Source organism: Paracoccus fontiphilus (assembly GCF_017356265.1).
GTDB classification, from domain to species: Bacteria; Pseudomonadota; Alphaproteobacteria; order Rhodobacterales; family Rhodobacteraceae; genus Paracoccus; species Paracoccus fontiphilus.
In genome coordinates, this window is record NZ_JAFNAW010000021.1 from 14,507 (window position 1) to 36,121 (window position 21,615).

General features: G+C 68.2%; 22 protein-coding genes. 14 read left to right on the forward strand and 8 right to left on the reverse strand.

What is annotated here, in order from left to right:
- The first annotated feature begins 8 nt into the window (after positions 1-8).
- The 3 genes from leuD to J0F76_RS09510 all read left to right on the forward strand — a co-directional run bounded on the left by leuD (position 9) and on the right by J0F76_RS09510 (position 5,523).
- Positions 9-614: a 3-isopropylmalate dehydratase small subunit gene (gene leuD / locus J0F76_RS09500; protein WP_207468438.1), complete on the forward strand. Its 606-nt coding sequence runs from the start codon at positions 9-11 to the stop codon at positions 612-614.
- A gap of 128 nt (positions 615-742) precedes the next feature.
- Entirely contained in the window at positions 743-2,194 is a 1,452-nt protein-coding gene (locus J0F76_RS09505) for a Y-family DNA polymerase (protein ID WP_207468440.1), read from the forward strand.
- 44 nt (positions 2,195-2,238) lie between these two features.
- The gene (locus tag J0F76_RS09510; RefSeq protein ID WP_207468532.1) at positions 2,239-5,523 is read left to right on the forward strand and encodes an error-prone DNA polymerase; all 3,285 of its coding nucleotides are present in this window, start codon (positions 2,239-2,241) and stop codon (positions 5,521-5,523) included.
- Positions 5,524-5,611: 88 nt separating this feature from the next.
- Here the strand turns inward: J0F76_RS09510 and J0F76_RS09515 are convergent, their stop codons facing one another.
- The 5 genes from J0F76_RS09515 to J0F76_RS09535 all read right to left on the reverse strand — a co-directional run bounded on the left by J0F76_RS09515 (position 5,612) and on the right by J0F76_RS09535 (position 10,872).
- Positions 5,612-6,742: a site-specific DNA-methyltransferase gene (locus J0F76_RS09515; protein ID WP_207468442.1), complete on the reverse strand. Its 1,131-nt coding sequence runs from the start codon at positions 6,740-6,742 to the stop codon at positions 5,612-5,614.
- A 91-nt stretch (positions 6,743-6,833) separates the two neighbouring features.
- Positions 6,834-7,466 carry a ribonuclease HII gene (locus tag J0F76_RS09520; RefSeq protein ID WP_207468445.1) on the reverse strand — a complete coding sequence of 211 codons (633 nt, stop codon included), beginning with the start codon at positions 7,464-7,466 and terminating at the stop codon, positions 6,834-6,836.
- Positions 7,463-7,942, reverse strand: a complete 480-nt coding sequence (locus tag J0F76_RS09525; RefSeq protein WP_207468447.1) for an ureidoglycolate lyase — start codon at positions 7,940-7,942, stop codon at positions 7,463-7,465. Before J0F76_RS09525 ends, J0F76_RS09520 begins: the two co-directional genes overlap by 4 nt.
- A gap of 21 nt (positions 7,943-7,963) precedes the next feature.
- Positions 7,964-9,670 carry a glycosyl transferase family 90 gene (locus J0F76_RS09530; RefSeq protein WP_207468448.1) on the reverse strand — a complete coding sequence of 569 codons (1,707 nt, stop codon included), beginning with the start codon at positions 9,668-9,670 and terminating at the stop codon, positions 7,964-7,966.
- Positions 9,670-10,872 (reverse strand): MFS transporter, encoded by a 1,203-nt coding sequence (locus J0F76_RS09535; protein ID WP_207468450.1) that lies wholly within the window; start codon positions 10,870-10,872, stop codon positions 9,670-9,672. The genes J0F76_RS09530 and J0F76_RS09535 overlap by 1 nt, the downstream gene beginning before the upstream one ends.
- A 265-nt stretch (positions 10,873-11,137) precedes the next feature.
- On the opposite strand from J0F76_RS09535, the gene J0F76_RS09540 reads away from it, so the two are divergent.
- A complete protein-coding gene (locus J0F76_RS09540) occupies positions 11,138-11,824 on the forward strand; it encodes a GntR family transcriptional regulator (RefSeq protein WP_207468452.1) in 687 nt (228 codons plus the stop codon).
- On the opposite strand, the gene J0F76_RS09545 is transcribed toward J0F76_RS09540, so the two are convergent.
- Positions 11,825-13,090, reverse strand: a complete 1,266-nt coding sequence (locus tag J0F76_RS09545; RefSeq protein WP_207468454.1) for a TRAP transporter large permease subunit — start codon at positions 13,088-13,090, stop codon at positions 11,825-11,827.
- Between the two features lie 160 nt (positions 13,091-13,250).
- Here J0F76_RS09545 and J0F76_RS09550 point away from each other — a divergent pair, with 160 nt between their 5' ends.
- Positions 13,251-14,537 (forward strand): L,D-transpeptidase family protein, encoded by a 1,287-nt coding sequence (locus J0F76_RS09550; RefSeq protein ID WP_207468456.1) that lies wholly within the window; start codon positions 13,251-13,253, stop codon positions 14,535-14,537.
- A complete protein-coding gene (locus tag J0F76_RS09555; RefSeq protein WP_207468458.1) occupies positions 14,534-15,337 on the forward strand; it encodes an extensin-like domain-containing protein in 804 nt (267 codons plus the stop codon). Before J0F76_RS09550 ends, J0F76_RS09555 begins: the two co-directional genes overlap by 4 nt.
- Here the strand turns inward: J0F76_RS09555 and J0F76_RS09560 are convergent, their stop codons facing one another.
- Both J0F76_RS09560 and J0F76_RS09565 read right to left on the reverse strand, forming a co-directional pair.
- Complete coding sequence (locus J0F76_RS09560; RefSeq protein WP_341351580.1) at positions 15,338-15,988, reverse strand: Crp/Fnr family transcriptional regulator; 651 nt, start codon at positions 15,986-15,988, stop codon at positions 15,338-15,340.
- A gap of 194 nt (positions 15,989-16,182) precedes the next feature.
- Positions 16,183-17,517 (reverse strand): FliI/YscN family ATPase, encoded by a 1,335-nt coding sequence (locus J0F76_RS09565; RefSeq protein WP_207468462.1) that lies wholly within the window; start codon positions 17,515-17,517, stop codon positions 16,183-16,185.
- 85 nt (positions 17,518-17,602) lie between these two features.
- Between J0F76_RS09565 and J0F76_RS09570 the strand changes: the two genes are divergently transcribed.
- Genes J0F76_RS09570 through flgH form a run of 8 tightly spaced genes read left to right on the forward strand, consistent with a single transcriptional unit; the run spans position 17,603 to position 21,613 of the window.
- Positions 17,603-17,986, forward strand: coding sequence for a FlgB family protein (locus J0F76_RS09570; protein WP_207468465.1), 384 nt, complete (start codon positions 17,603-17,605; stop codon positions 17,984-17,986).
- Positions 17,986-18,378 carry a flagellar basal body rod protein FlgC gene (flgC, locus tag J0F76_RS09575; protein WP_207468468.1) on the forward strand — a complete coding sequence of 131 codons (393 nt, stop codon included), beginning with the start codon at positions 17,986-17,988 and terminating at the stop codon, positions 18,376-18,378. Before J0F76_RS09570 ends, flgC begins: the two co-directional genes overlap by 1 nt.
- 11 nt (positions 18,379-18,389) lie before the next feature.
- On the forward strand, positions 18,390-18,674 hold the full coding sequence (fliE, locus tag J0F76_RS09580) for a flagellar hook-basal body complex protein FliE (RefSeq protein ID WP_207468469.1): 285 nt from the start codon (positions 18,390-18,392) through the stop codon (positions 18,672-18,674).
- A 3-nt stretch (positions 18,675-18,677) separates the two neighbouring features.
- Positions 18,678-18,944, forward strand: a complete 267-nt coding sequence (locus J0F76_RS09585; protein WP_207468471.1) for a flagellar biosynthetic protein FliQ — start codon at positions 18,678-18,680, stop codon at positions 18,942-18,944.
- 1 nt (position 18,945) lies between these two features.
- The gene (locus J0F76_RS09590) at positions 18,946-19,662 is read left to right on the forward strand and encodes a flagellar hook-basal body complex protein (protein ID WP_207468473.1); all 717 of its coding nucleotides are present in this window, start codon (positions 18,946-18,948) and stop codon (positions 19,660-19,662) included.
- An 11-nt stretch (positions 19,663-19,673) separates the two neighbouring features.
- Entirely contained in the window at positions 19,674-20,459 is a 786-nt protein-coding gene (flgG, locus tag J0F76_RS09595; protein ID WP_207468475.1) for a flagellar basal-body rod protein FlgG, read from the forward strand.
- Positions 20,459-20,872 (forward strand): flagellar basal body P-ring formation chaperone FlgA, encoded by a 414-nt coding sequence (flgA, locus tag J0F76_RS09600; RefSeq protein ID WP_207468477.1) that lies wholly within the window; start codon positions 20,459-20,461, stop codon positions 20,870-20,872. The genes flgG and flgA overlap by 1 nt, the downstream gene beginning before the upstream one ends.
- A 15-nt stretch (positions 20,873-20,887) precedes the next feature.
- Positions 20,888-21,613 carry a flagellar basal body L-ring protein FlgH gene (gene flgH / locus J0F76_RS09605; protein WP_207468479.1) on the forward strand — a complete coding sequence of 242 codons (726 nt, stop codon included), beginning with the start codon at positions 20,888-20,890 and terminating at the stop codon, positions 21,611-21,613.
- Positions 21,614-21,615: the final 2 nt, after the last annotated feature.

A 21,615-nucleotide genomic window follows, 5' to 3' on the forward strand; every position in this document is an offset into this window, starting at 1 on the left:
AGCCGATCATGGACAAGTTCACCACCCTGACCGGCATCGCGGCGCCCATGCCGCTGGTCAACATCGACACCGACATGATCATCCCCAAGCAGTTCCTGAAGACCATCCAGCGGTCGGGACTGGGGGTCAACCTGTTCGACGAGATGCGCTATGACCGCGACGGCAACGAGCTGCCGGATTTCGTGCTGAACCAGCCCGCCTACCGCCAGGCGGAAATCATCGTGGCGGGCGACAACTTCGGCTGCGGCTCGTCGCGCGAACACGCGCCCTGGGCGCTGCTGGATTTCGGCATTCGCTGCGTGATTTCCACCAGCTTCGCGGACATCTTCTTCAACAATTGCTTCAAGAACGGCATCCTGCCGGTGGTGCTGCCGCAGGAAGCCGTCGATGCGCTGATGGAGGATGCCCGAAAGGGTGCCAACGCCCGCATGACGGTGGATCTGGAAAACCAGACGGTCACCACCTCGGACGGGGTGTCCTTCGCCTTCGAGGTCGATCCCTTCCGCAAGCACTGCCTGCTGAACGGATTGGACGATATCGGGCTGACGATGGAAAAGGCCCCCGCCATCCAAAGCTTCGAGTCGCAGATGGCGCAGGCCCGTCCCTGGGTCTGACCTGCCCGTCAATGAAGCATTGCAAAGCCGGGCCCAAGGCCCGGCTTTCTTTTTCCGATGGAACCGAACTCGACTTTCCAGGCTGATAGGGGTAGCAAGAACAAAACAGAAACATCTTGGGGTTCGCCATGTTCGATGCGACGCGGCAGCGGCACATCGTTTCGGTCTGGTTCCCCCGGTTGCCAAGCGACCGGGCGCTGCGCCTGCAACCGGCAGAGGGACCGTTCGTCCTGTCGGTCCGGGCGCAGAACAGCGACCGGGTCCATTGTCTGAACCCTGCCGCGGAACGCGCGGGCCTGCACCGGGGCATGGCGCTGTCGCAGGCCCGCGCCTTCTGCCCCGACCTGCACAGCCGCCCGGCCGATCCGGCGGGCGACATGCGGTTCCTGCAGGGGCTGCGCCGCTGGGCCGGGCGCTATTCGCCGCTGGTGGGACTGGACGGCCCGGACGGGCTGGCCCTGGACATCGGCGGGGTCGATCACCTGTTCGGCGGCACGGATGCGCTGCTGGGGGACATCCGCCACCGCCTGTCCCGTGCCGGGCTGACGGTGCGGGTCGGACTGGCCGCGACGCCCGCCGCGGCCTGGGCCATGTCCCATTACGGCGACGGGGACAGCAGGCTTGCCGACCTGCCCGTGGCCGCCCTGCGCCTCGACCCCGATACCGTGACCGCCCTGCAACGGCTGGGCCTGCGCAGCATCGGCGATGTCAGGGGCACCGCCCGCGCGCCCCTGGCGCGGCGCTTCGGGCAGGGCTTGCTTGATCGGTTGGACCAGTTGGAGGGCCTGCGCGCCGAATCCATCGCACCCCTTGCCGATCAGCCCCGTTTCGCGGTGCGCCTGACCCTGCCCGAACCGATCGGCCTTGTCTCGGACGTGATGGCCGGCACCGGGCGGCTGCTGGAACGGCTGTGCCGGACGCTGGAACGGCACGGGGCGGGCGCCTTGGCCCTGCGCCTGACGCTGCGCCGGGTCGATGGGGAAAGCCGCCATGCGGACCTGCGCCTGGCCACGACCATGCGCGCGCCCGAACGCATCCTTCCCCTGTTCGCGCCCGGCGTCGAGGGCGTGGACGCGGGCTTCGGCATCGACCAGTTGCGGCTGGAGGCGACACGGACCGCACCCATGCCCCAGCGCCAGGTCACCACCGGCGGCGCCCCCGACGGCGAGGATGTGGCCGACCTCCTCACCCGGCTGGGCACGCGCGTGGGGCTGGACAACATCCGCCGCATCGTTCCAAGCGACAGCCATATCCCCGAACACAGCTTCGCGCTTGCCCCCTCGGGCGGGAAGCCGCCCCCGCCCGCGCCCCGCCTGCGCCCGCACTGGCTGTTCCCGCCCGAGCCCGTTTCCGCGCGCGGCCCCAGGCCCCCGCAGCAGTTCCGCTGGCGGCGCATGGGGCTGACCAGCGCCGAGGTGACGGGACCGGAACGGATCTGCCCCGAATGGTGGCGGCCGGATCGGGACTGGCCCCATGGCATCCGCGACTATTGGCGCATCGAAACCCGGCAGGGGCCGCGCTTGTGGATGTTCCACACGCCGCAGAACCCCGCCTGGTTCGTGCAGGGGGAATTCGCGTGACCGATCCCGCCCCGCCCGCGCCCCGCTATGCCGAACTGGGGGTGATGACCAACTTCACCTTCCTGACCGGCGCCTCGCATCCCGAGGAACTGGTGCTGCGCGCCGCCGAACTGGGGCTGGAGGCCATCGCCATCACCGACCGCAACTCGCTGGCGGGCGTGGTCCGGGCCTGGTCCGCCCTGCGCGACCTGGCGGCCGAGGCGAAGAAAAGCCTGCGCATCCGCTCCACCACGCAGATCGACAACTGCTCTCGCCAGGAAATCGGCCAGCCGCAGGACCTGCCGCGCGGCCCCCTGCCCCGGCTGCCCAGGCTGATCGTCGGCGCGCGGCTGGTGCTGGCGGACTGCCCGGTCGATTGGCTGGCCCTGCCGACCGACAAGCCCGCCTATCACCGCCTGTCGCGCCTGCTGACGCTGGGCAAGCGCCGGGCCGCCAAGGGCCGATGCGACCTGCGGCTGGCCGATCTGGCAGACGGGTGCGGGGGCATCATCCTGATCGCCCTGCCGCCCGCCGACCTGTCCCAGGCCCTGGCCCCCCTCCACGCCCTGCGGCGCTGCTTTCCGGGCGACGTCTTCCTGGGCGCGGTGCCGCGCTATGACGGCACGGACCAGGACTGGTTCGACGCCTGCGCGGGGCTGGCGCAGCGCGCATCCGCGCCGATGGTGGCCGTGGGCGACGTCCTGATGCACCGTGCCGCCCGCCGCCCCCTGGCCGACGTGCTGACCTGCCTGCGCGAGGGCATCACCATCGACGCCATCGGCACCCGCGCCCTGCCCAATGCCGAGCGCCGCCTGAAGCCTGCCTCCGACATGGCCCGGCTGTTCCACCGCCACCCCGCCGCGATCCGCCGCACGGTCGAGATCGCGGCGCGGTGCGGGTTCGACCTGGGAGAGTTATCCTATGATTACCCACACGAAATCACGGATGGCGAACCGCCCCAGCAGCGATTGGAACGGCTCACCCGCGATGGTCTGGCGCAGCGCAACAAAGGCACCGTTTCTCAAAAGCACGGCGATATTCTGGAAAAGGAACTGGGTGTCGTGGCCGAACTTGGCTATGCCCCGTACTTCCTGACCGTTCATGACATCGTGACCAAGGCACGGTCCCTGGGCATTCTGTGCCAAGGCCGTGGCTCGGCCGCCAATTCCATCATCTGCTGGGCTCTTGGCGTCACCGATGTTCATCCCGACAAGATCGGCATGGTGTTTGAACGCTTCCTTTCCCGTCATCGGGGCGAACCCCCGGATATCGACGTGGATTTCGAACACGAACGACGCGAGGAAGTGGTCCAGTGGATCTACAGGAAATACTCTCGCCACCGGGCGGGCCTTTGCGCAACGGTGATCCATTTCCGCACACGCAATGCGATCCGGGAAGTCGGCAAGGCAATGGGCCTGTCGCAGGATGTGATCGCCACATTGTCGGGCATGGTCTGGGGCATCTCCAACAAGGGCATCAAAGAGGATCATCTGCGTTCTCTCGGGCTTGATCCCGATGACGACCGGATCGCGCAAACCCTTGCGCTGATTCGCGAAATCATCGGCTTTCCCCGTCATCTGTCGCAGCATGTCGGCGGCTTTGTCATCACCCAAGGGCGGCTGGACGAGCTTTGTCCCATCGAGAACGCGGCGATGGAGGACCGCACCTACATCGAATGGGACAAGGACGATATCGACGCGCTGAAAATTCTCAAGGTCGATGTGCTAAGTCTCGGGATGCTGACCTGCATCCGCAAGGCTTTCGACCTGCTGCGTCAGCACGAGGAGGAAGATTACACTCTCGCCACCGTCCCCGGGGAGGACGCGACAACCTTTGACATGCTGTGCCGGGCCGATGCTATCGGCGTCTTTCAAGTCGAGAGCCGTGCGCAGATGAACTTTCTGCCCCGCATGAAGCCGCGAGAGTTCTATGACCTGGTGATCGAGGTCGCCATTGTCCGCCCCGGCCCCATCCAAGGCGGGATGGTCCGACCCTATATTCAGCGCCGATTAGGGTTGGAGGAACCGGAACCCTTCGGTCCCGCGCTTGAGGCGATCACCAGGCGAACCCTCGGCGTGCCACTGTTTCAAGAGCAGGCGCTGCAGATCGCGCAGGTGGGCGCAGGCTATTCGGCCGAGGATGCCGACAAGCTGCGCCGGTCGCTGGCATCCTTCCGCCGCATGGGCACGATCGACCAGCATCGCGAAACCTTTGTCGCCGGAATGCTGAACAACGGCTATGACCGAGAGGTCGCCGAGCGTTGCTTTTCCCAGATCGAAGGCTTTGCCGACTACGGCTTTCCCGAAAGCCATGCGGCGGCATTCGCGATGCTGACCTATGTGTCGGCCTGGCTCAAGTGCCATCACCCGGCGGTCTTTGCCTGCGCGCTTTTGAACAGCCAGCCGATGGGGTTCTATGCCCCCGCGCAGATCGTGCGGGACGTACGCGACCACGGGATCGAGGTGCGCCCGGTCTGCGTCAACCGCAGCATCTGGGACAACACGCTGGAGCGGCGGTCTGACGGCGCCCTGGCGCTGCGGCTGGGGTTCCGGCAGATCAAGGGGCTGCGACAGGCCGATGCCCTGGCCATCACGCGCGATCGCGGCAACGGCTATCCCGACCCCGAGAACCTGTGGCTGCGCGCGGGCCTGGCCCCCGCCACCCTCGAACGGCTGGCCGAGGCCGATGCCTTTGCCGGCATGGGCCTGACCCGGCGCGACGCCCTGTGGGCGATCCGCGCGATCCGGGCGCCCGCGCCCCTGCCGCTGTTCGCCGATCCCCTGGACGGCGAGGGCCTGCGCGAGCCGGTCGTGGACCTGCCCGCCATGCATCTGGGCGAGGAGGTGGTCGAGGACTACGTCTCGACCCGCCTGACGCTGCGCGCCCATCCGATGGAGTTGCTGCGCCCCACGATCCCCGGCCTGACGCCCCATGCCGAGCTGGTCCGCGCGCCCCTGCGCCGGACAACGGTTTGCGGACTGGTCATCACCCGGCAGCGTCCCGGCACGGCCTCGGGCGTGATCTTCCTGACGCTGGAGGACGAGACCGGCGTGTCGAACGTCGTCGTCTGGAAGCGCGTCTTTCACCGCTTCCGCCGCGCCGTGATGGGCGGGCGCTTGCTGCGCGTGACCGGGCCCCTGCAGCGCGAAGGCATCGTCACCCACCTGATCGCCGAGCATATCGAGGATCTGTCCCGCAAGCTGTCCGAACTGGGCCATCCGCTGGACGGAATGATTGGCGCGCGCCACGCGCCTGCCGACGACGCGCCCCGACTGGATCATGGCGCACCCGGCGCGCAGCATCCGCGCGAACAGGCCAGGCGGCTTTTTCCCAGCCGCGATTTCCATTGACGGAAAAAGCCCCGCCATGCGGTGATGGCGGGGCAAGTCGGTTCCCCCATTCGGCGGCAGCCGGGGGAACGTGGCGAACCTGTGAGGATCAGTTGGGGCGGGAAACCTCGCCCTCCATTTCGGCGCGGATCTGCTGGCGCAGGATGTCGATGGGGATCATCCGGCCCTCGCGCCGGTAATGCCAGTAAGTCCAGCCGTTGCAGCTTGGCGCGCCTTCCAGCGCGGCGCCGACCTGGTGGATCGAGCCCTTGACGTCGTTGCCGATCAGTGACCCGTCGGCGCGGACCTTGGCCTTGTGGCGGTTGTTCATGGAAAACAGTTCCTCGCCCGGGCGCAGCATCCCGCGTTCGATCACCTGGCCGAAGGGGATGCGCGGCTCGGCCCGCTTGGCGCGGGTGGTCGCCAGGGCCTCGGCATCCAGGCGGCGGATGCGGCCGATGCGACGCTCGGCAACCTCGCGATAGGCCGCCTCGCGCTCGATCCCGATGAAGTCGCGGCCCAGCATCTTGGCGACCGCGCCAGTCGTGCCGGTTCCGAAGAACGGGTCCAGCACCACGTCGCCGGGATTGGTGGTGCCGATGATGACGCGGTGCAGCAGCGATTCGGGCTTTTGCGTGGGGTGGGCCTTGTCGCCTGCCGCGTCCTTCAGCCGCTCGCCCCCGTTGCAGATGGGCAGCACCCAGTCGGACCGCATCTGCGTGCCTTCGTTCAGCGACTTCAGCGCCTCGTAGTTGAAGGTGTATTTCGAGGCCTCGGACTTCGCGGCCCAGATCAGCGTTTCATGCGCGTTGGTCAGCCGCTTGCCGCGGAAGTTCGGCATCGGGTTCGACTTGCGCCAGATCACGTCGTTCATGATCCAGAAGCCCTGGTTCTGGATCTCGGCACCCACGCGGAAGATGTTGTGATAGCTGCCGATGACCCAGATCGCCCCGTTCGGCTTCAGCAGCCGCCGTGCGGCGGCCAGCCAGTCGCGGGTGAAGGCGTCGTAGGAGGCAAAATTGGAAAACTGGTCCCAATGATCGTCGACCGCGTCCACCTTGGAATGGTCGGGCCGGTGCAGGTCGCCGCGCAGCTGCAGGTTATAGGGCGGATCGGCAAAGATCAGGTCAACGCTGGCTTCGGGAAGCGCGTTCATGACCTCGATGCAGTCGCCTGCGAGAATCTGGTTGAGGGGGAGCGGTCGCGCGGCTGCCATGCGCTGATCCTTGGTCTTGATCATCTTTGCCTCGGGGGGAAATCGCCGGCTTGGGCCGGTCTGGTATTCCCTTAAGATGATTCAGACGCGAATCGGCGTCAAATTGTTTTTTGAATCAAGGGCTTGGTTGCAGGGCTTTACACAAGATGTTGTGGACGGGCTCGAACGAACGCCTATGATAGGGGGTAATCCCCAAATCTAGCAGGGCCTGCTTGTGGGCGGGCGTCGCGTAACCGGCATTGGCTTCCCAGCCGTATCCGGGATGTTGTTGCGCCAAATCCACCATCAGCCGGTCGCGCGCCACCTTGGCCAGAATGGAAGCCGCAGCAATCGTCACGCAGCGCGCGTCGCCCTTAACGATGGCCTCGCCGGGGCAGGACAGGTCGCGGGGGATGCGGTTGCCATCGACCAGGACATGGCACGGCCTGGTGCCCAGGCCCTTCACGGCCAGGCACATCGCCAGGTGCGAGGCGTGGTAGATGTTCAGGCGGTCGATGTCGGCGACCCCGACATGGATGATGCAGTGGTCGCAGTTCGCGGCCAGCCATTCGGCCAGGGCTTCGCGCCGTTTCACTGTCAGCTTCTTTGAATCGTTCAGCCCGTCAGGGATGTTGCCGGGGTCCAGCACCACGGCGGCGGCGGTGACGGGACCGGCCAGGGGGCCGCGCCCGACCTCGTCCACGCCCGCGACGCGGCGGGCGCCACGGGCCAGGGCAGCCAGTTCGACGCTGAAATCAGGCAGAATCATGCGGTGATGGTTACAGGGTCGATGGCGACCTCTTCAAGGTTCACGCCCTCGCCCTCCCGGTCCACGACCAGGAAATCGGCGGGCCGGTCCAGCGGCGTCAGCACGCCGTGCCAGACGCCCGCGCGCAGGTTCACGCCCGTGCCCGCAGGCACCAGGAAGGCGCGCGGCGTCCCCGGCCTGCCGCCCGCGTCAGGCGCCACGACCGACAGCCAAGCGTCCGGTCCCAACGGCATGAAGGCCTGGCTGCCCAGGGGATGGCGTTCCAGCAGCGTGCAGGCGTAAGGCAGGCTGATGGCCTGGGACCGGAAGATCGAGATGATCGCCTCGCCCCCCGCCCGCTCCACGGTGGCAAGCGCATGGTGGCGTTCGCAGCGGCCCGCGTTGATCATGCGGTCGGGCGTGGCGCGCGGGGTCAGAATGTCGCCGAAGGGCGCAAAGGCTTCGGGGGTGATGGGTTCGATGCGGATGGTGGTCATGGATTCCTCCTGCCGCCTGCCTTAGCCTGCCGCCGCCAGCCCGTCGAGGATGCGGGCCATGATCGCGCGGCGGGTGGCGGGCTTGCGCAGCGCCGCGGCCTCGGCCCGTGCGGCGGCGGCCATGGCCTTGCAGGCTTGGGGATTTTCGCGTGCCCAGGCCAGCTTTTCGGCGATGTCGCCGCAATAGCGCTGCAACGGGATATAGTGTTTCCACGGCTGGAAGCGGTCGGAATAGAACACCTCCCAGCCGTCCTCCTCCTTCAGCAGCACGGATTGGCCGTCGATCGCCCCGATGAAGTTCGAGCCGTGGTCATAGCCCGTCAGGCACAGCTGATACCGGAAGCGGTGAAAGAACGCGCGGTCCCGGCGCGGCGTGCAATAGGGCGCCAGAAGCGGATCGCTTGCGAACTGGCGATAACCCCAGGCCATCACCACGCCCAGGTCGAAATCGGGATGCCCCCACCAGCGCCGCACGAAGGCCAGCCGGTTGGTATTGCACAACCGGTCCCAAGCCGCCTGCCGCAGGGCCGGATCGTCGCCCGCCTGGGCCAAGTCGCGCAGGATGACATGCGAGGCCGGGCCGGGCCTGACGCCGTCGCGCATCTCGCTGCCCGAGATCATGCCGCGCCAGACCACCTGGTCCAGCTTGTCCTCCCACGGGATCGGATCGGGCGCGGCACCGGGGTCGAAGCCCGGCAAGCCGATGTCGTGCTGGCCCGGCAAGGGCCACAGCACGGCGTTGCGCGCGCCTGCCCGGCGGTTGTGGCACAGCACGGGTGCCGACAACGGATCGCCCTGCGGCGAGCCGAACCAGCGCGAATCCTCCATGTCGATGCGCAGCGGCATGGGGCGGCCCAGGCGCAGGGCATCGTTGATCACCCCCTCGGCCCGGATCAGCTTGAAATGCCGCTCCGGGGCCGAGACTGCCCCCTGGCCGGGAAGGACCGTCATGCGCCGCACCCCGCCCTTGCGGTCGGTCACGCGGGTGCCGCCGTCCCAGTCGGAAGAATACTCCGAATGCCCGCCGCCCTGCCCTGCGTCGGGGTCGATACCGCGCAGGCAGAAGGTTGCCACCTGGTCCGCATAGGCTTCATCGAGTTGTTCGGCGGGTGGCCTGTCCAGCAGCCGGGAAAGATCCGGGGCCTTGCCCTCTGCTTCGGGAAACCAGCCTTGCTGCCAGCCGGGGTCGGGCAGCGGCAGCACGGGGTGCAGCCGCGCCGCGACATCGGACGGCGTTTCGCGGTCCAGATCGACCCGGATCAGGCGGGGATCGTCGCCGAAAAAGGCGTCCACGGCGGCCAGATGGGCGTGCCAGTCGGCTTCCCACAGGTCGGGCAGGTCGGCGGTGTCGCAGCCGCGATGATGGGCATGGCAGGCTGCCGCAGCCCCCCCGTCGCGGGTCAGGCGGTCCAAGATCCAGTCTTCGGGTCGCCGCACGGTCAGGATGAAGCGCGCCTGCGGGAAACGCTGGGCCAGCCAGCCGAAACGGCGCCATGCCTCAAGCGGGGGGCGCCAATGCGGGATGTTGCGGTAAAGGCCCGAGAACAGCACCGTTCCCGGCCAGTGGCGCAGGGCATCGCCGCCGCTGGCTATGGAAAACAGGATATCCTCGGCCAGCCGCCCGGCGTCGTGGCAGACGGCGGCATGGCCGTTGCGGCGGAACAGCCGCGCCAGCCGCCTCTCGCCGCACCAGTCGGGGCTGATGTGGAAGAACAGCGGCGCGTCCATCAGCCGCCGATCAGCCGTCCCGGCCTGGGCAGGAAGATCGTGAGAAGGCCCAGGATCGGCAGGAACGAGCAGAGGACGAACACCCGCTCGATCCCCTGCGCGTCGGCCAGGACGCCCAGGGCGGCGGCGGCGATGCCCCCCATGCCGAAGCTGAAGCCGAAGAACAGGCCCGCGATTGTGCCGGTGCGGCCCGGCACCAGTTCCTGCGCAAAGACCACGATGGCCGGGAAGGCGGATGCCAGGATCAGCCCGATGATGATGGCCAGCACCCCCGTCGCAGCCAGCCCGACATGCGGCAGCAGCAGCGTGAAGGGCAGCACGCCCAGGATGGAGAACCAGATCACCCGCAGCGGACCGATCCGGTCGCCCACGATGCCGCCCAGGATCACGCCCGCCGCCATGCCGCCCAGGAACAGGAACAGCATGATCTGCGCGCCTTGCGGGCCCAGGCCGAACTTCTCGATGGTGAAGAAGGTGAAATAGCTGCTCATCGAGGCGGTGTAGATGTTCTTCGTGAAGGTCAGGATCGCCAGCACGGCGATGGCCCGGATCACGACCGCGCGGGGCAGGCGCAGCGCGGTGTCGGGCTTTGCGGTGGCGGCGCGGCGTCGCCCCTCGGCCCATTGCCCCACATGCCACAGAAGCGCCCCGCCCAGGGCCGCTGCCACGGCGAACCAGGCCACCGCCGGGCGGCCCAAGGGCACGACGATGAAGGCCGCCAGCAGCGGACCCAGCGACTGCCCGAAATTGCCGCCCATCTGGAACAGCGACTGCGCCGTCCCGAAGCGCCCGCCGGAAGCCAGCCGCGCCACGCGCGAGCTTTCGGGATGGAACACCGCCGAGCCGACCCCGATCAGCATCGCCCCCGCCAAGAGCATCCCGTAGTGATGCGCAAAGGCCAGCAGCAGCACCCCGCAGAAGGTCGAGGCCATGCCGAAGGGCAGCGACCGGGGCTGCGGGTGCCTGTCCGTGGCCATCCCGATCAGCGGTTGCAGCAGGGACGCGGTGACCTGGAACGCGAAGGTCATCACCCCGATCTGCGCATAGGTCAGATCGAACTCGACCCGCAGCAGCGGATAGATTGCCGCCAGCATCGACTGCATCACGTCGTTGATGGTGTGGCACAGGCTGATCGCGGTCAGGATGCCCCAGGCAGTCCCGGTGGCGGCCATCGTGCCGGTTGTCGTGGCGTCAGCGCGCATGTGTCCTCCGCTCTCACCTGCAGATCATGCAATAGCAGCCGCATGGCGTGGCGCAAGCGCCGACTGCCGCCGATCGCCGCCCGATTTGGGCAAGCCTTTGCCGATCCGGGGCCTTGTCGTTTTGGACAGCTTCCCTTCGCGTCATCCTTTTCCGACACTGCGAAGGTTCCATGGTTCAAGTTTTACAGTAAAAAAAATGGCAAAAATACCCGGCAACCTTGTCCGGTCCCTGCGCGCGTCGGGCGCGGCGGGGGGCGGAAGGCGCATGAATACCTGGCAATCGGTCCGCGCCGATGTGCTTGAACGGATCAGAAGCCGTGAATGGCCCCCCGGCGAATTGATTCCCACCGAACAGGAGCTTGCGGCAAGCCTCGGCTGCGCGCGCGCCACCGTGAACAGGGCCCTGCGCGAACTGGCCGACAGCGGCATCATCGAGCGCCGCCGCAAGGTGGGCACGCGGGTTGCCGCCACCTCGGCCCGGCGCACGACCCTGGACATGCCCGCGATCCGCACCGAGATCGAGGCGATGGGCGCGACCTGCGCCTATACGCTGGACAGCTTCGCCATGCGCCTGCCCAGCCCGGCCGCCGCGCGCGCGCTCCAGGTCTCGGCGGGCGAGGAGCTGTTGCTTGTCGAGGCGACCTATACCGCCGACGGAAAGCCGCATTGCTGCGAGGCGGTCTGGCTGAACATGCGTGCCCTGCCCCCCCTGAGCCGCCAGGACGTGGAGCATCAGTCCGCGCTTGAATGGCTTGCAGGCCGGGTTGCCCTGACGCATGGCCGGTTCTCGATCCTGGCGGATACCGCCCGGGGCGAGTTCGCGCGCAACCTCGGCATCGCCGAGGGCAGCCCGGCCCTGACGATCGAGCGCACGAACTGGACCGACAGCACGCCCGTTTCCTTTGCGCGGCAGTTCTATCCGCCCCAGCATCGCCTGGTCTCCGAGGACTGATCAGCCCGCGATAGCCAGCGCCAGCCCCGGAAACAGGACAAGCGCGGCAAGGACCAGAAGGTCCGGGAACAGGAACCGCTCGACCCCCGCGAATGTCGTCCTTGCCGGGACGGCACGAATCGCCTTGTCGATGACGATGACGACAAGCCCCGCGGGCGGCAGGATCATCGCGACCTCTGCCAGCTTGGCCAGGACGATGCCGGCCCAGACCGGGCCAAGCCCATGGGCGCCCGCCAAGGCCATCGCGAAAGGCAGGGCTAGGACCAGCATCGCCAGCGGCTCGACCAGCAGCCCCAGGACGGCGCAGCCCAGGCCCAGCAGCAGGACGGCAACCGGGCGGGGGATGCCCGCCGCCCCGTCCGCCAGCATCGCCGGAATGCCGGCGACATCAAGGAATGTCAGGAACAGCCGCGCCGCGAACAGGATCAGCAGGATCGAAACCGCCTGCCGCAGGCTTTCGCGCAGGGCGAGCCACAGCGTCCCGGCGGTCAGCCGCTGCTGGATGACGCCGAAGGCCAGCGTCGCGGCCAGGCAGATCGCCACGGCCCCGGGCGCCGTCACCAAGCCGAAGAAGATGCCGCCGACCAGGATCGCGAACAGGACCGGGGCGGGCCAGACCGCGCGCAGGGCCGCGCCCGCCGCGATGGCCAGCGGCTGCGGCAGGGGCGCGGCCTCGGCGTCGTGCCGGACCCACCACAGCACGACGGCGGCCATTCCCGCCAGCGACAGCACGGCGGCCGGCAGGCCCGCCAGGAACATGGCGCCGACCGGCGTGCCCGACAACAGCCCCCAGGCGATCAGCAGCATGGACGGCGGCAGCAGCGCCCCCAGCGTGCTGCCCATGGCGACCGAGGCGCCCGCGAGGCGCGGATCGTAGCCCGCCCCCAGCATCGCCGGCATGGCGATCCGCGACATGGTGGCCGCGCAGCCGACCGACGACCCCGAGGTCGCGGCGAAACCGGCGCAGCCCAGGATCGCGGCCATGGCAAGCCCGCCGCGCCGCCGCTGCAGGATCACCGCCGACGCATCATGCACGCGGGTGGCGAAACCCGCGTAAAAGGCCGCATTCCCCAGCATCAGGACCAGCGGCACCAGCAGAAGGTCGGGCGTCCGCAGCAGGCCCGCCAGCGGACCCCAGGCGCTGTCCAGCGCCCCCGCCCAGGCCAGCCCGGCCGCCCCCGCCAGCAGCAAGGACAGCGCGACAGGCATGTGCAGGGCGGTCAGCAGCACCACCGCGGCCATGGCGGCAAGGCCGGCCGTTCCCATTCCCTCGCTCGTCACCCTGCCTCCGGATCGCTGTCCCCGCGGCACGCTAGGCCGGGGCGGCGGCGAACTCAAACGGGAATTGACCGAAATGTGACCGCCGGTCTATCTGGCGGTTTCGCGCAAGACCCCCGATGCTGCGACCATCCCGACGGAGACCACGATGCCGCGCCTTTCGATCCCTCTGCCGCTTGCCCTGGTGCTGGCGTCGCTTTGTGCCCTGCCCGCCGCGGCCCAGACCGACAAGCCGTTCCTGGCGGCCGATGTCGAGGCGGCAAGCTATAACGGCGGCGACCTGCCCCCGGGGCGGTCGGCCCTGACGACCAAGGTGCAGGTGCTGCTGGATCGGTCGGGCATCTCTCCGGGCGTGATCGACGGCTTCAAGGGCGGCATGAGCCAGAGCGCGATCATGGCCTTCGAACGCCGGTCGGGCCTGCCCATCGACGGGGTGATGGACCCGCATGTCTGGAACCTGCTGCAATCCTTCGCGGCGCAGCCCGCCACCCAGGACTACACCATCACGGCCGAGGACGCGCAGGGACTGGCGGAGGCGATCCCCACCGACTACGCCGAAAAGGCGCAGATGCCGGCCATGGCCCATACCAGCGTCGCCGAACGCCTGGGCGAGCGCTTCCACATGGACGAGAAGTTCATCGCCTTCCTGAACCCCGGCGTCGATCTCGTACCCGGCGCCACGATCAAGGTCATCAATCCCGGTGCCCGGATGCGCGGCACGGTGGCGCGCATCCTGGTGGACGTGAACACGCGCCGGGTGGCGGGCTTCGACGCGAAGGGCAAGCTGCTGGTGGACTTTCCCGCGACGATCGGGTCGTCGGCCACGCCCTCGCCCTCGGGCAGCCACCATGTGGCGACGGTCGCGCTGAACCCGAACTATACCTATGACCCGAAGAAGAACTTCCAGCAGGGCGACAACGACAAGGTGCTGGTGGTGCCGCCCGGTCCGAACGCGCCCGTGGGGACCGTCTGGATCGGGCTGTCCAAGCCGACCTACGGCATCCACGGCACGCCCACGCCCTCGCAACTGTTCCGCAACCAGTCGATGGGCTGCGTGCGGCTGACCAACTGGGATGCCGAGGAACTGGCCCACATGGTCCGCGCCAACACCACCGCGGTCGAATTCCTGCCCCAGGGCGTGACCATCGCCCAAGCCACCGGCGCCGCGCCGGCGGAAACCCCGCCCGCCGAGCCTCTGGAGCCGCTGGAAACGGTCGTCCCGGCGGCCGCGGACCCCAGCCCCGCCGCCCCGGACGGGCAGCTTGGCTATCCGGACCCGCTGGCCGCAAAGCGCGCCCCGGCCGAGCCGGTCTACGAGAATACCTCGGAAGAGGATGCCGACGCGCAGGTCGCGCCGGCCGATCCGCTGACCGATGCGCTGACGGGCGCCCTGCCCGACGGCTTCGTCGTGCCCCCGGTGGCCGAGCAGCCATGATCCGGCGGGGCGCGATCCTGCTGGCCCTGTGCCTGTCGCCGACAGCCGCCGCCGCGCAGGACCGTCCGCCCGAACGCCCCGAGGACACGGCAGCCGACCCGGCAGGGGCACCTGCCCCGGCGGAAGAACCGCAGGCGGAGCCGGTGGCGGTTCCGGTTCCAGAGCCGGTGGTGGAATCTTCTCCGATGTTCGGGCCGCCCCCGCCGCCCGTCTGGTGGCTGCTGCGCGAAGACGACGGGGATTTCGCGTCCTGCCTGCGGACCCTTTCCGCCCGGGGCGCGGTCTTCAGCGAACAGCCGCCCATCACCGACCCTGACGACCGCGACTGCGGCATCGCCCGGCCGATCCGGGTAGAGCGCATCCTGCCCGGCCTGGCGCTGGAAGGCGGTGCGGTCATGCGCTGCGACACCGCGCTGGCGCTGGAGGGATGGGCGCGCGCCTTCCTGCAGCCGGCAGCCGCCATGCTGCCCGGGAGGCCTCGCGTCACCGCCCTCCGGCTTGGCACGACCTATGACTGCCGCCCCCGCGTCGGGACCGGAGAGGACCGGCCGAAGCTGTCGGAACATGCGCTTGGAAATGCCATCGACATCGCGGGCTTCGTTCTCGACAAGGGAGAGGCGCTTGCGGTCCAGCCTCGCCTGGACACCGGCGACATGGCCGAGGCCTTCCAGCGCACCGCCCGCGCGGCAGGCTGCCTGTTCTTCACCACCGTCCTGGGGCCCGGCTCAAACGACGCCCATGACGACCACCTGCACCTGGATATCGCCGCCCGGCAGGGTGGCTGGCGCCTGTGCCAGTGATCAGCGCTTGACGCGTTCCAGATCCAGATAGGCCGGATCGAACCGCGCCAGGGTCGTCAGGCCCTTCCAATCCAGGATGGTGATGTCCGGCCCCGACCAGCGGATCAGCCCGCGATCGCGCAGGTCCCTGACCGCGCGGTTCACATGAATCGGGGAATATCCAAGGATATCCGCCAGTTCGCGTTGCAGCAGGGGCAACTGGAACTGACCGTCCGAGGCCGCCCCGACGGCGTTCAGACGGGTGTAGACCTCGCAGACCAGATGGGCCAGATGCGCGCTCGACCGCAGGGACGCCGCGGCGATCAGCCATTGCCGATGGATCGCGGCATCGATCATGGTCGCCATCCACAGCAGACGCGTCAGGTGGGGAAAGTTCCGGGTAATCTCGGTCAGGTCGGCATGGTCGATGTATTCGACCTCCACCGGGCCGACCGCGACAATGGAATGGTCCAGCTTCGACAGGACAAAGGCGTGAAGATCGACGAAATCGCCCGGCACATGCAGGGCCGTGATCACGCGATCATCCGGGCGCCCGACCAGGCGATTCGACCGGGCCGACAAGCCTCGCAACATCATGCAACTGCGGTTGGGACTGGCATTGGCGGGAACGATCGTCTCGCCCGCTCCATAGCTCGCCTGCTCTGTCTTCACCGCCCGCAGACGGTCCAGATCGTTCGGGGACAAAGTGTCGCGTCTTTGAAGATAACGGACGAAATACTCCGTGATTGCCACTTCCGATCCCTTCAACTCTGGCACAAGACAGTTGCAAATCGCACTCTCTCGCGCAATGGGCTCACCCTCCAACCTAACATTCATTAAGCGAACTCAATCGCTTGACTGGCCACTCAACCCCGAAGGGGCTGCCGCGGACTGGCTTGAACCCGCAAGGCCGCAGCAAGTTCCAGGAAGCTCTGCTCGATTCCGTTCGTCTTGCGGGCGACAAGGTCGTCGAGCTGCGGGAAAAGCCTGACGGCCTCGTCCAGGCGGGGGTCCGATCCGGGCGCGTAGAGGCCCGCACGAATCATCAACTCGGATTCCGCATAGGCCCCCAGCGCGGCCCTGGCCTTGCCGATCATCCTGTTCTCGTCAGCGGTGGCGGCATCGGGCAAGGACCGCGACACCGATCTTACCACATCAACGGCCGGAAAGCGCCCGCGTTCCGCGATCGTCCGGTCCAGCACGACATGCCCGTCCAGGGTGCCGCGCAGGATGTCGGCCACCGGCTCCTCCATGTCCGATCCCGCCACCAGCACGCTGAAGATGCCGGTGATGTCGCCCGTCCCCTCCAGCCCCGGACCCGAGCGTTCGGCCAAGGCCATGATCAGGTTGGACACCGAGGGCGGAAAGCCGCGATAGCTGGGCGGCTCGCCTGCGGCCAGGGCGATTTCCCGATGCGCCTCGGCAAAGCGCGTGATCGAATCGGCCAGGAACAGCACGTGGCGGCCCTGGTCGCGGAAATGCTCGGCCACGGCCATCGCGGCCCAGGCGCAGCGCCGCCGGATCAGCGGAGAGCGGTCCGAGGTCGCCGTCACGATCACGGCCCGCGCCATGCCCTCGGGCCCCAGGGTCTTTTCCACGAACTCGCGCAGCTCGCGCCCGCGTTCGCCGATCATGGCGATCACCACGACATCGGCCTGCACCCCTTTGGCAAGCCCGGACAGCAGCGTGGACTTGCCGACGCCCGATCCCGCGAACAGCCCGATCCGCTGGCCGGTGACCAGCGGCAGCAGCGTGTCGAAGACCGCGAATCCCGTGGGCAGGCGCGCGCCCAGCCGCTTGCGGCGCACGGCAGCCGGAGCCTCGCGGCGGAAGGGCAGCGGCTCGCGGCCCCTGGGCAGGGGGCGGCCGTCCAGCGGCTGACCCAGCGGGTCGATGATTCGCCCGATCCAGTCGTCGCAGGGGGCGATGGTGGGCGCGAAGATCAGCTCGACGGCGGCGCCCACCGACAGGCCCTCGGCATCGCCTTCCGGCAGCACGTCGGCATGGCGCGGCGCAAGCCCCACGATCTCGGCCGCGACCTGCCCTTTCTGCAGCGCGATCAGCACCCTGTCGCCCACCGAGGCATGGCTGTTCAACCCCTCGACCCGGATCAGCCCGGCCCGCATCGAATGAACGCGCCCCCAGTGCCGGGTCATGCGCAGATCGGCGATCCGCGCCGCAATCGAACTCAGCTGGTCCATCCTCACCGTCCGTTTTTTCAGCCTGCAAACGGTTTCTAAACGAATCGCGGTTAAGACCGGGTTATCGCCAATGAGGAGAAGCCTCATGTTTGAAAAGATCGAGATGATGCGCATGGCCCGCGCCCTGGGCCAGCATTCCAGCCAGCGGCAGATCACCGTCGCCCGCAACATCGCCAATGCCGACACCCCCGGCTTCAAGGCCGAGGACATGCAGCCCTTCGCCGACAGCTATCGCGCGGCCCTTGCGCCGCTGCGGACCACCGATCCGCGTCACCTGGATGCGCCCGACTGGTCACCTGCCGCACGCAACAGCGTGGCCGGGACCGGCGTCTCGCCCAACGGCAACTCCGTCTCGCTGGAGGAGGAGATGCTGAAGGCGGCCGAGGTCAAGCGCGGCCATGACCTGTCACTGGGCATCTACAGTTCCGCGCTTGATCTGATGCGCACCAGCATCGGGCGGAGGGCGTGATGGACCGTCCCGTTTCCGCCCTGCACCTGTCGGCATCCGGCATGCGCGCCCAGGGCGAACGCCTGCGCCACACGGCCGAGAACATCGCCAACGCGGACACGCCCGGCTATCGCCGCAAGCTGGTCACCTTCGAGGAAGCCGCCCGCTTCGGCCGCCCCACGGGAGAGGTCGAGGCGTCGAAGCTGCGGCTGGACCAGGCCGAACTGCCGCGCCTTTACGACCCCTCGCATCCCCTGGCGGACGAGGACGGCTACTACCTGGGCTCCAATGTCGATCTGGTGATCGAGATCGCGGACTCGCGCGAAGCGGGCCGCTCCTACGAGGCCAACCTGAAAATGTTCGAGCAGACGCGCCAGATGGGCGCGTCGCTTCTGGAACTTCTGCGCCGCTAGAAAGGTCGCCCATGTTTACCAGTTTGAATGCAGCCAGTGCCTATTCCGCCGCCCGCAGCGCCGTCGCGCCGGGCCAGCCCGCCCCCGCCGTCCAGGCGATCTCGCAGGCGGCCGAGGATTTCGCCGCCCAGATGGGCCAGGTCGATGGGGCCGCGACCGACGCCATGACCGGCCAGGTCGAGACCCACCGCCTGGTCCAGACCCTGGCCGAGGCCGAGGTCGCCATGGAAACCGTGGTCGCCATCCGCGACAAGGTGGTCGAGGCCTATCAGGAAATCCTGCGGATGCCGGTGTGATCCATGGATGAGACGCTTCTGTTCGACATGCTGCGCCAGGCGCTTCTGATCTCGGTCCGCATCTCGGCCCCGATGCTGGCCGTTGCGCTGATCGCGGGTGTGGTGATCGGTCTGTTCCAGGCCCTGACCTCGGTTCAGGAAATGACGCTGACCTTCGTGCCCAAGGTCGGGCTGATGCTGGCGGTCTTCTGGGTCTCCATGAGCTTCATGACCACCGCGCTGTCCGACTTCTACCTGGGGCAGATCATCCCCCTGATCGCGGGAAGCTGACATGGACAACGCGACCTATGCGACGCTGACCCGGCAGTCCGGCCTGATGGCCGAAATGCGCGTGGTGGCCAACAACATCGCCAACGCCAACACCACCGGCTTCCGGCGCGAAGGCGTGATCTTCGCCGAACACATGTCGGCTCTGGACCGCAGCGGCGACACGCTGTCGATGGCCCATGCGCGCGGCCGGACCCTGGATCTGGACCAGGGCGTGCTGAGCCAGACCAACGGCAACTACGACCTGGCGATCGAGGGCGACGGCTTCTTCCTGGTCGAGACGCCCGAGGGCAACCGCCTGACCCGCGCGGGCGCCTTCCTGCCCTCCCCGGAGGGCGAGTTGATGACGGCCGACGGCTTTCGCCTGCTGGACGAGGGCATGGCGCCGATCATCGTGCCCGCAGGCGCCAGCGATGTCGCGGTCGGGGCAGACGGCACCCTGTCCGCCAATGGCGTGACCTTCGGCAGGATCGGCGTCTTCACCGCCCCCGAGGATGCACAACTGACCCACCAGGGCGGCACCGCCTTCACCACCGACGCCGCCCCCGCGCCGGTCGAGGATGCCCGCATCCGCCAAGGCTTCCTTGAGGAATCGAACGTCGATTCCGTCTTCGAGATCACCCGCATGATCGAGGTCCAGCGCGCCTACGAGCTGGGCCAGTCCTTCCTTGACCGAGAAGATCAGCGCATCCGCAGCGCGATCGCCGGCATGACCCGCTGAAAGGTCCCCCCATGAGAGCCCTGCAGATCGCCGCAACCGGCATGAGCGCGCAGCAGACCCGCGTCGAGGTCATCTCGAACAACCTCGCCAACATGTCCACCACCGGCTACAATGCCCGCCGCGCGGAATTCGCCGACCTGCATTACCAGCAGGCCACGCGGCCTGGCACCGTCACCGCCGCCGACGGCACCGTCATCCCCGCGGGCGTGCAACTGGGCCTGGGCGTGCGTCCCACGGCGGTCAGCGTCAACCTGCAGCAGGGCGCGCTGACCCAGACCGGCGGCGATCTGGATCTGGCCATCGACGGCGAAGGCTATCTCGAGGTGACGCTGCCCTCGGGCTTGTCCGCCTATACGCGGGACGGCGGGCTGAAACGCTCGCCCGACGGGCTGATCGTGACCTCGGACGGGTATCCGGTGGCGCCCGCCATCACCATCCCCGATGACGCCAGCACCATCTCCATCAACGCCGCCGGCGAGGTTTACGCCTATTTCAGCGACCAGGTCGAACCCGAGATGCTGGGCCAGTTGACGCTGGCGGGCTTTTCCAACGAAAAGGGGCTGGAGGCGATCGGGTCCAACCTGTTCCTGGAAACCGCCGCATCGGGCACGCCGCAGGTGACGACGCCCGGCCAGGACGGGCTGGGCACGCTGCGCCAGGGATACCTGGAAGACAGTTCGGTCGATTCCGTGCGCGAGATCACCGAACTGATCAAGGCGCAGCGCGGCTACGAGCTGAACGCCAAGGTCATCACTGCCGCCGACCAGATGCTGTCGGCCACCACGCAGGTGCGCTGATGCGCTGGCTTTTCCTGCTTCTGGCGCTGTCGCCCCTGCCCGCCCAGGCGGCGGTGCTGGCGGCGGCACGGACCCTGCCCGCGGGCACGGTCATCACGGCGGCCGACCTGCGCGCCATTGACGGCGACCGCCCCGGCCTGTCCGATCCGTCCGAGGCGATCGGATTGCAGACCCGCATCACCATTCACGAAGGCCGCCCCTTGCAGGCGTCCTTGCTGCAGGCGCCCAAGCTGATTTCCCGCAACCAGATCCACCCGCTTGTCTTCCAGCGCGGCGCCCTGCGCATCGTGACCGAGGCCCGGACCCTGTCGGACGGTGCCGCGGGCGAAGTGATCCGCGTCATGAACCTCGAATCTCGCGCCACCATCAGCGCCACCGTCCAGCCGGACGGCAGCCTGCTGGCGATCAAATAGACCAAAGGATTTCCGATGAAGCCGACCCATGTCCTTTGCCTTGCCCTTGCCGCCGCCGCCTGCGCGCGTAGCGATCACATGGGCAAGCCGCCCAGCCTGACCTCGCCCCGCAACAGCGAGGAATTCATCGCCATGACCAACCCGCCCTTGGAAATCCCTGTCGACTCCGGCCGTCCCGAGGCCGCGGCATCCCTGTGGGCCGGAACCACCTCGTCCCTGATCAGCGACCGGCGGGCGGCCACCCGCGGCGACATCCTGACCGTGGTGATCGAGATCGACGACGAGGCGCAGATGACCAACACCTCGGGGCGCAGCCGGTCCTCGGACGAAAGCGTGAGGGTCCCGCAGATGGTGGGCATCCCGCAGCGGTTGAACGAAAAGCTGCCCGACGGCGCCTCCTTCGACAACCTGGCCGAGGCCGAGGCCTCGTCCTCCTACAAGGGCAGCGGCAACATCACCCGGCGCGACAAGCTGACCCTGCGCGTGGCCGCCACCGTGATCGACACCCTGCCCAACGGCACCCTGCAGATCGAGGGCACCCAGGAGGTCCGCGTGAACTACGAGCTGCGCGAACTGACCGTCAGCGGCTTCGTGCGCCCCGCCGACATCGACCGCAGCAACGAGATCGCCTATGACCGCATCGCGGGCGCGCGCATCTCCTATGGCGGGCGCGGGCAGATCACCGACGTGCAACAACCCCGCTTCGGCCAGCAGCTGGCTGACGTGATCCTGCCCTACTGAGG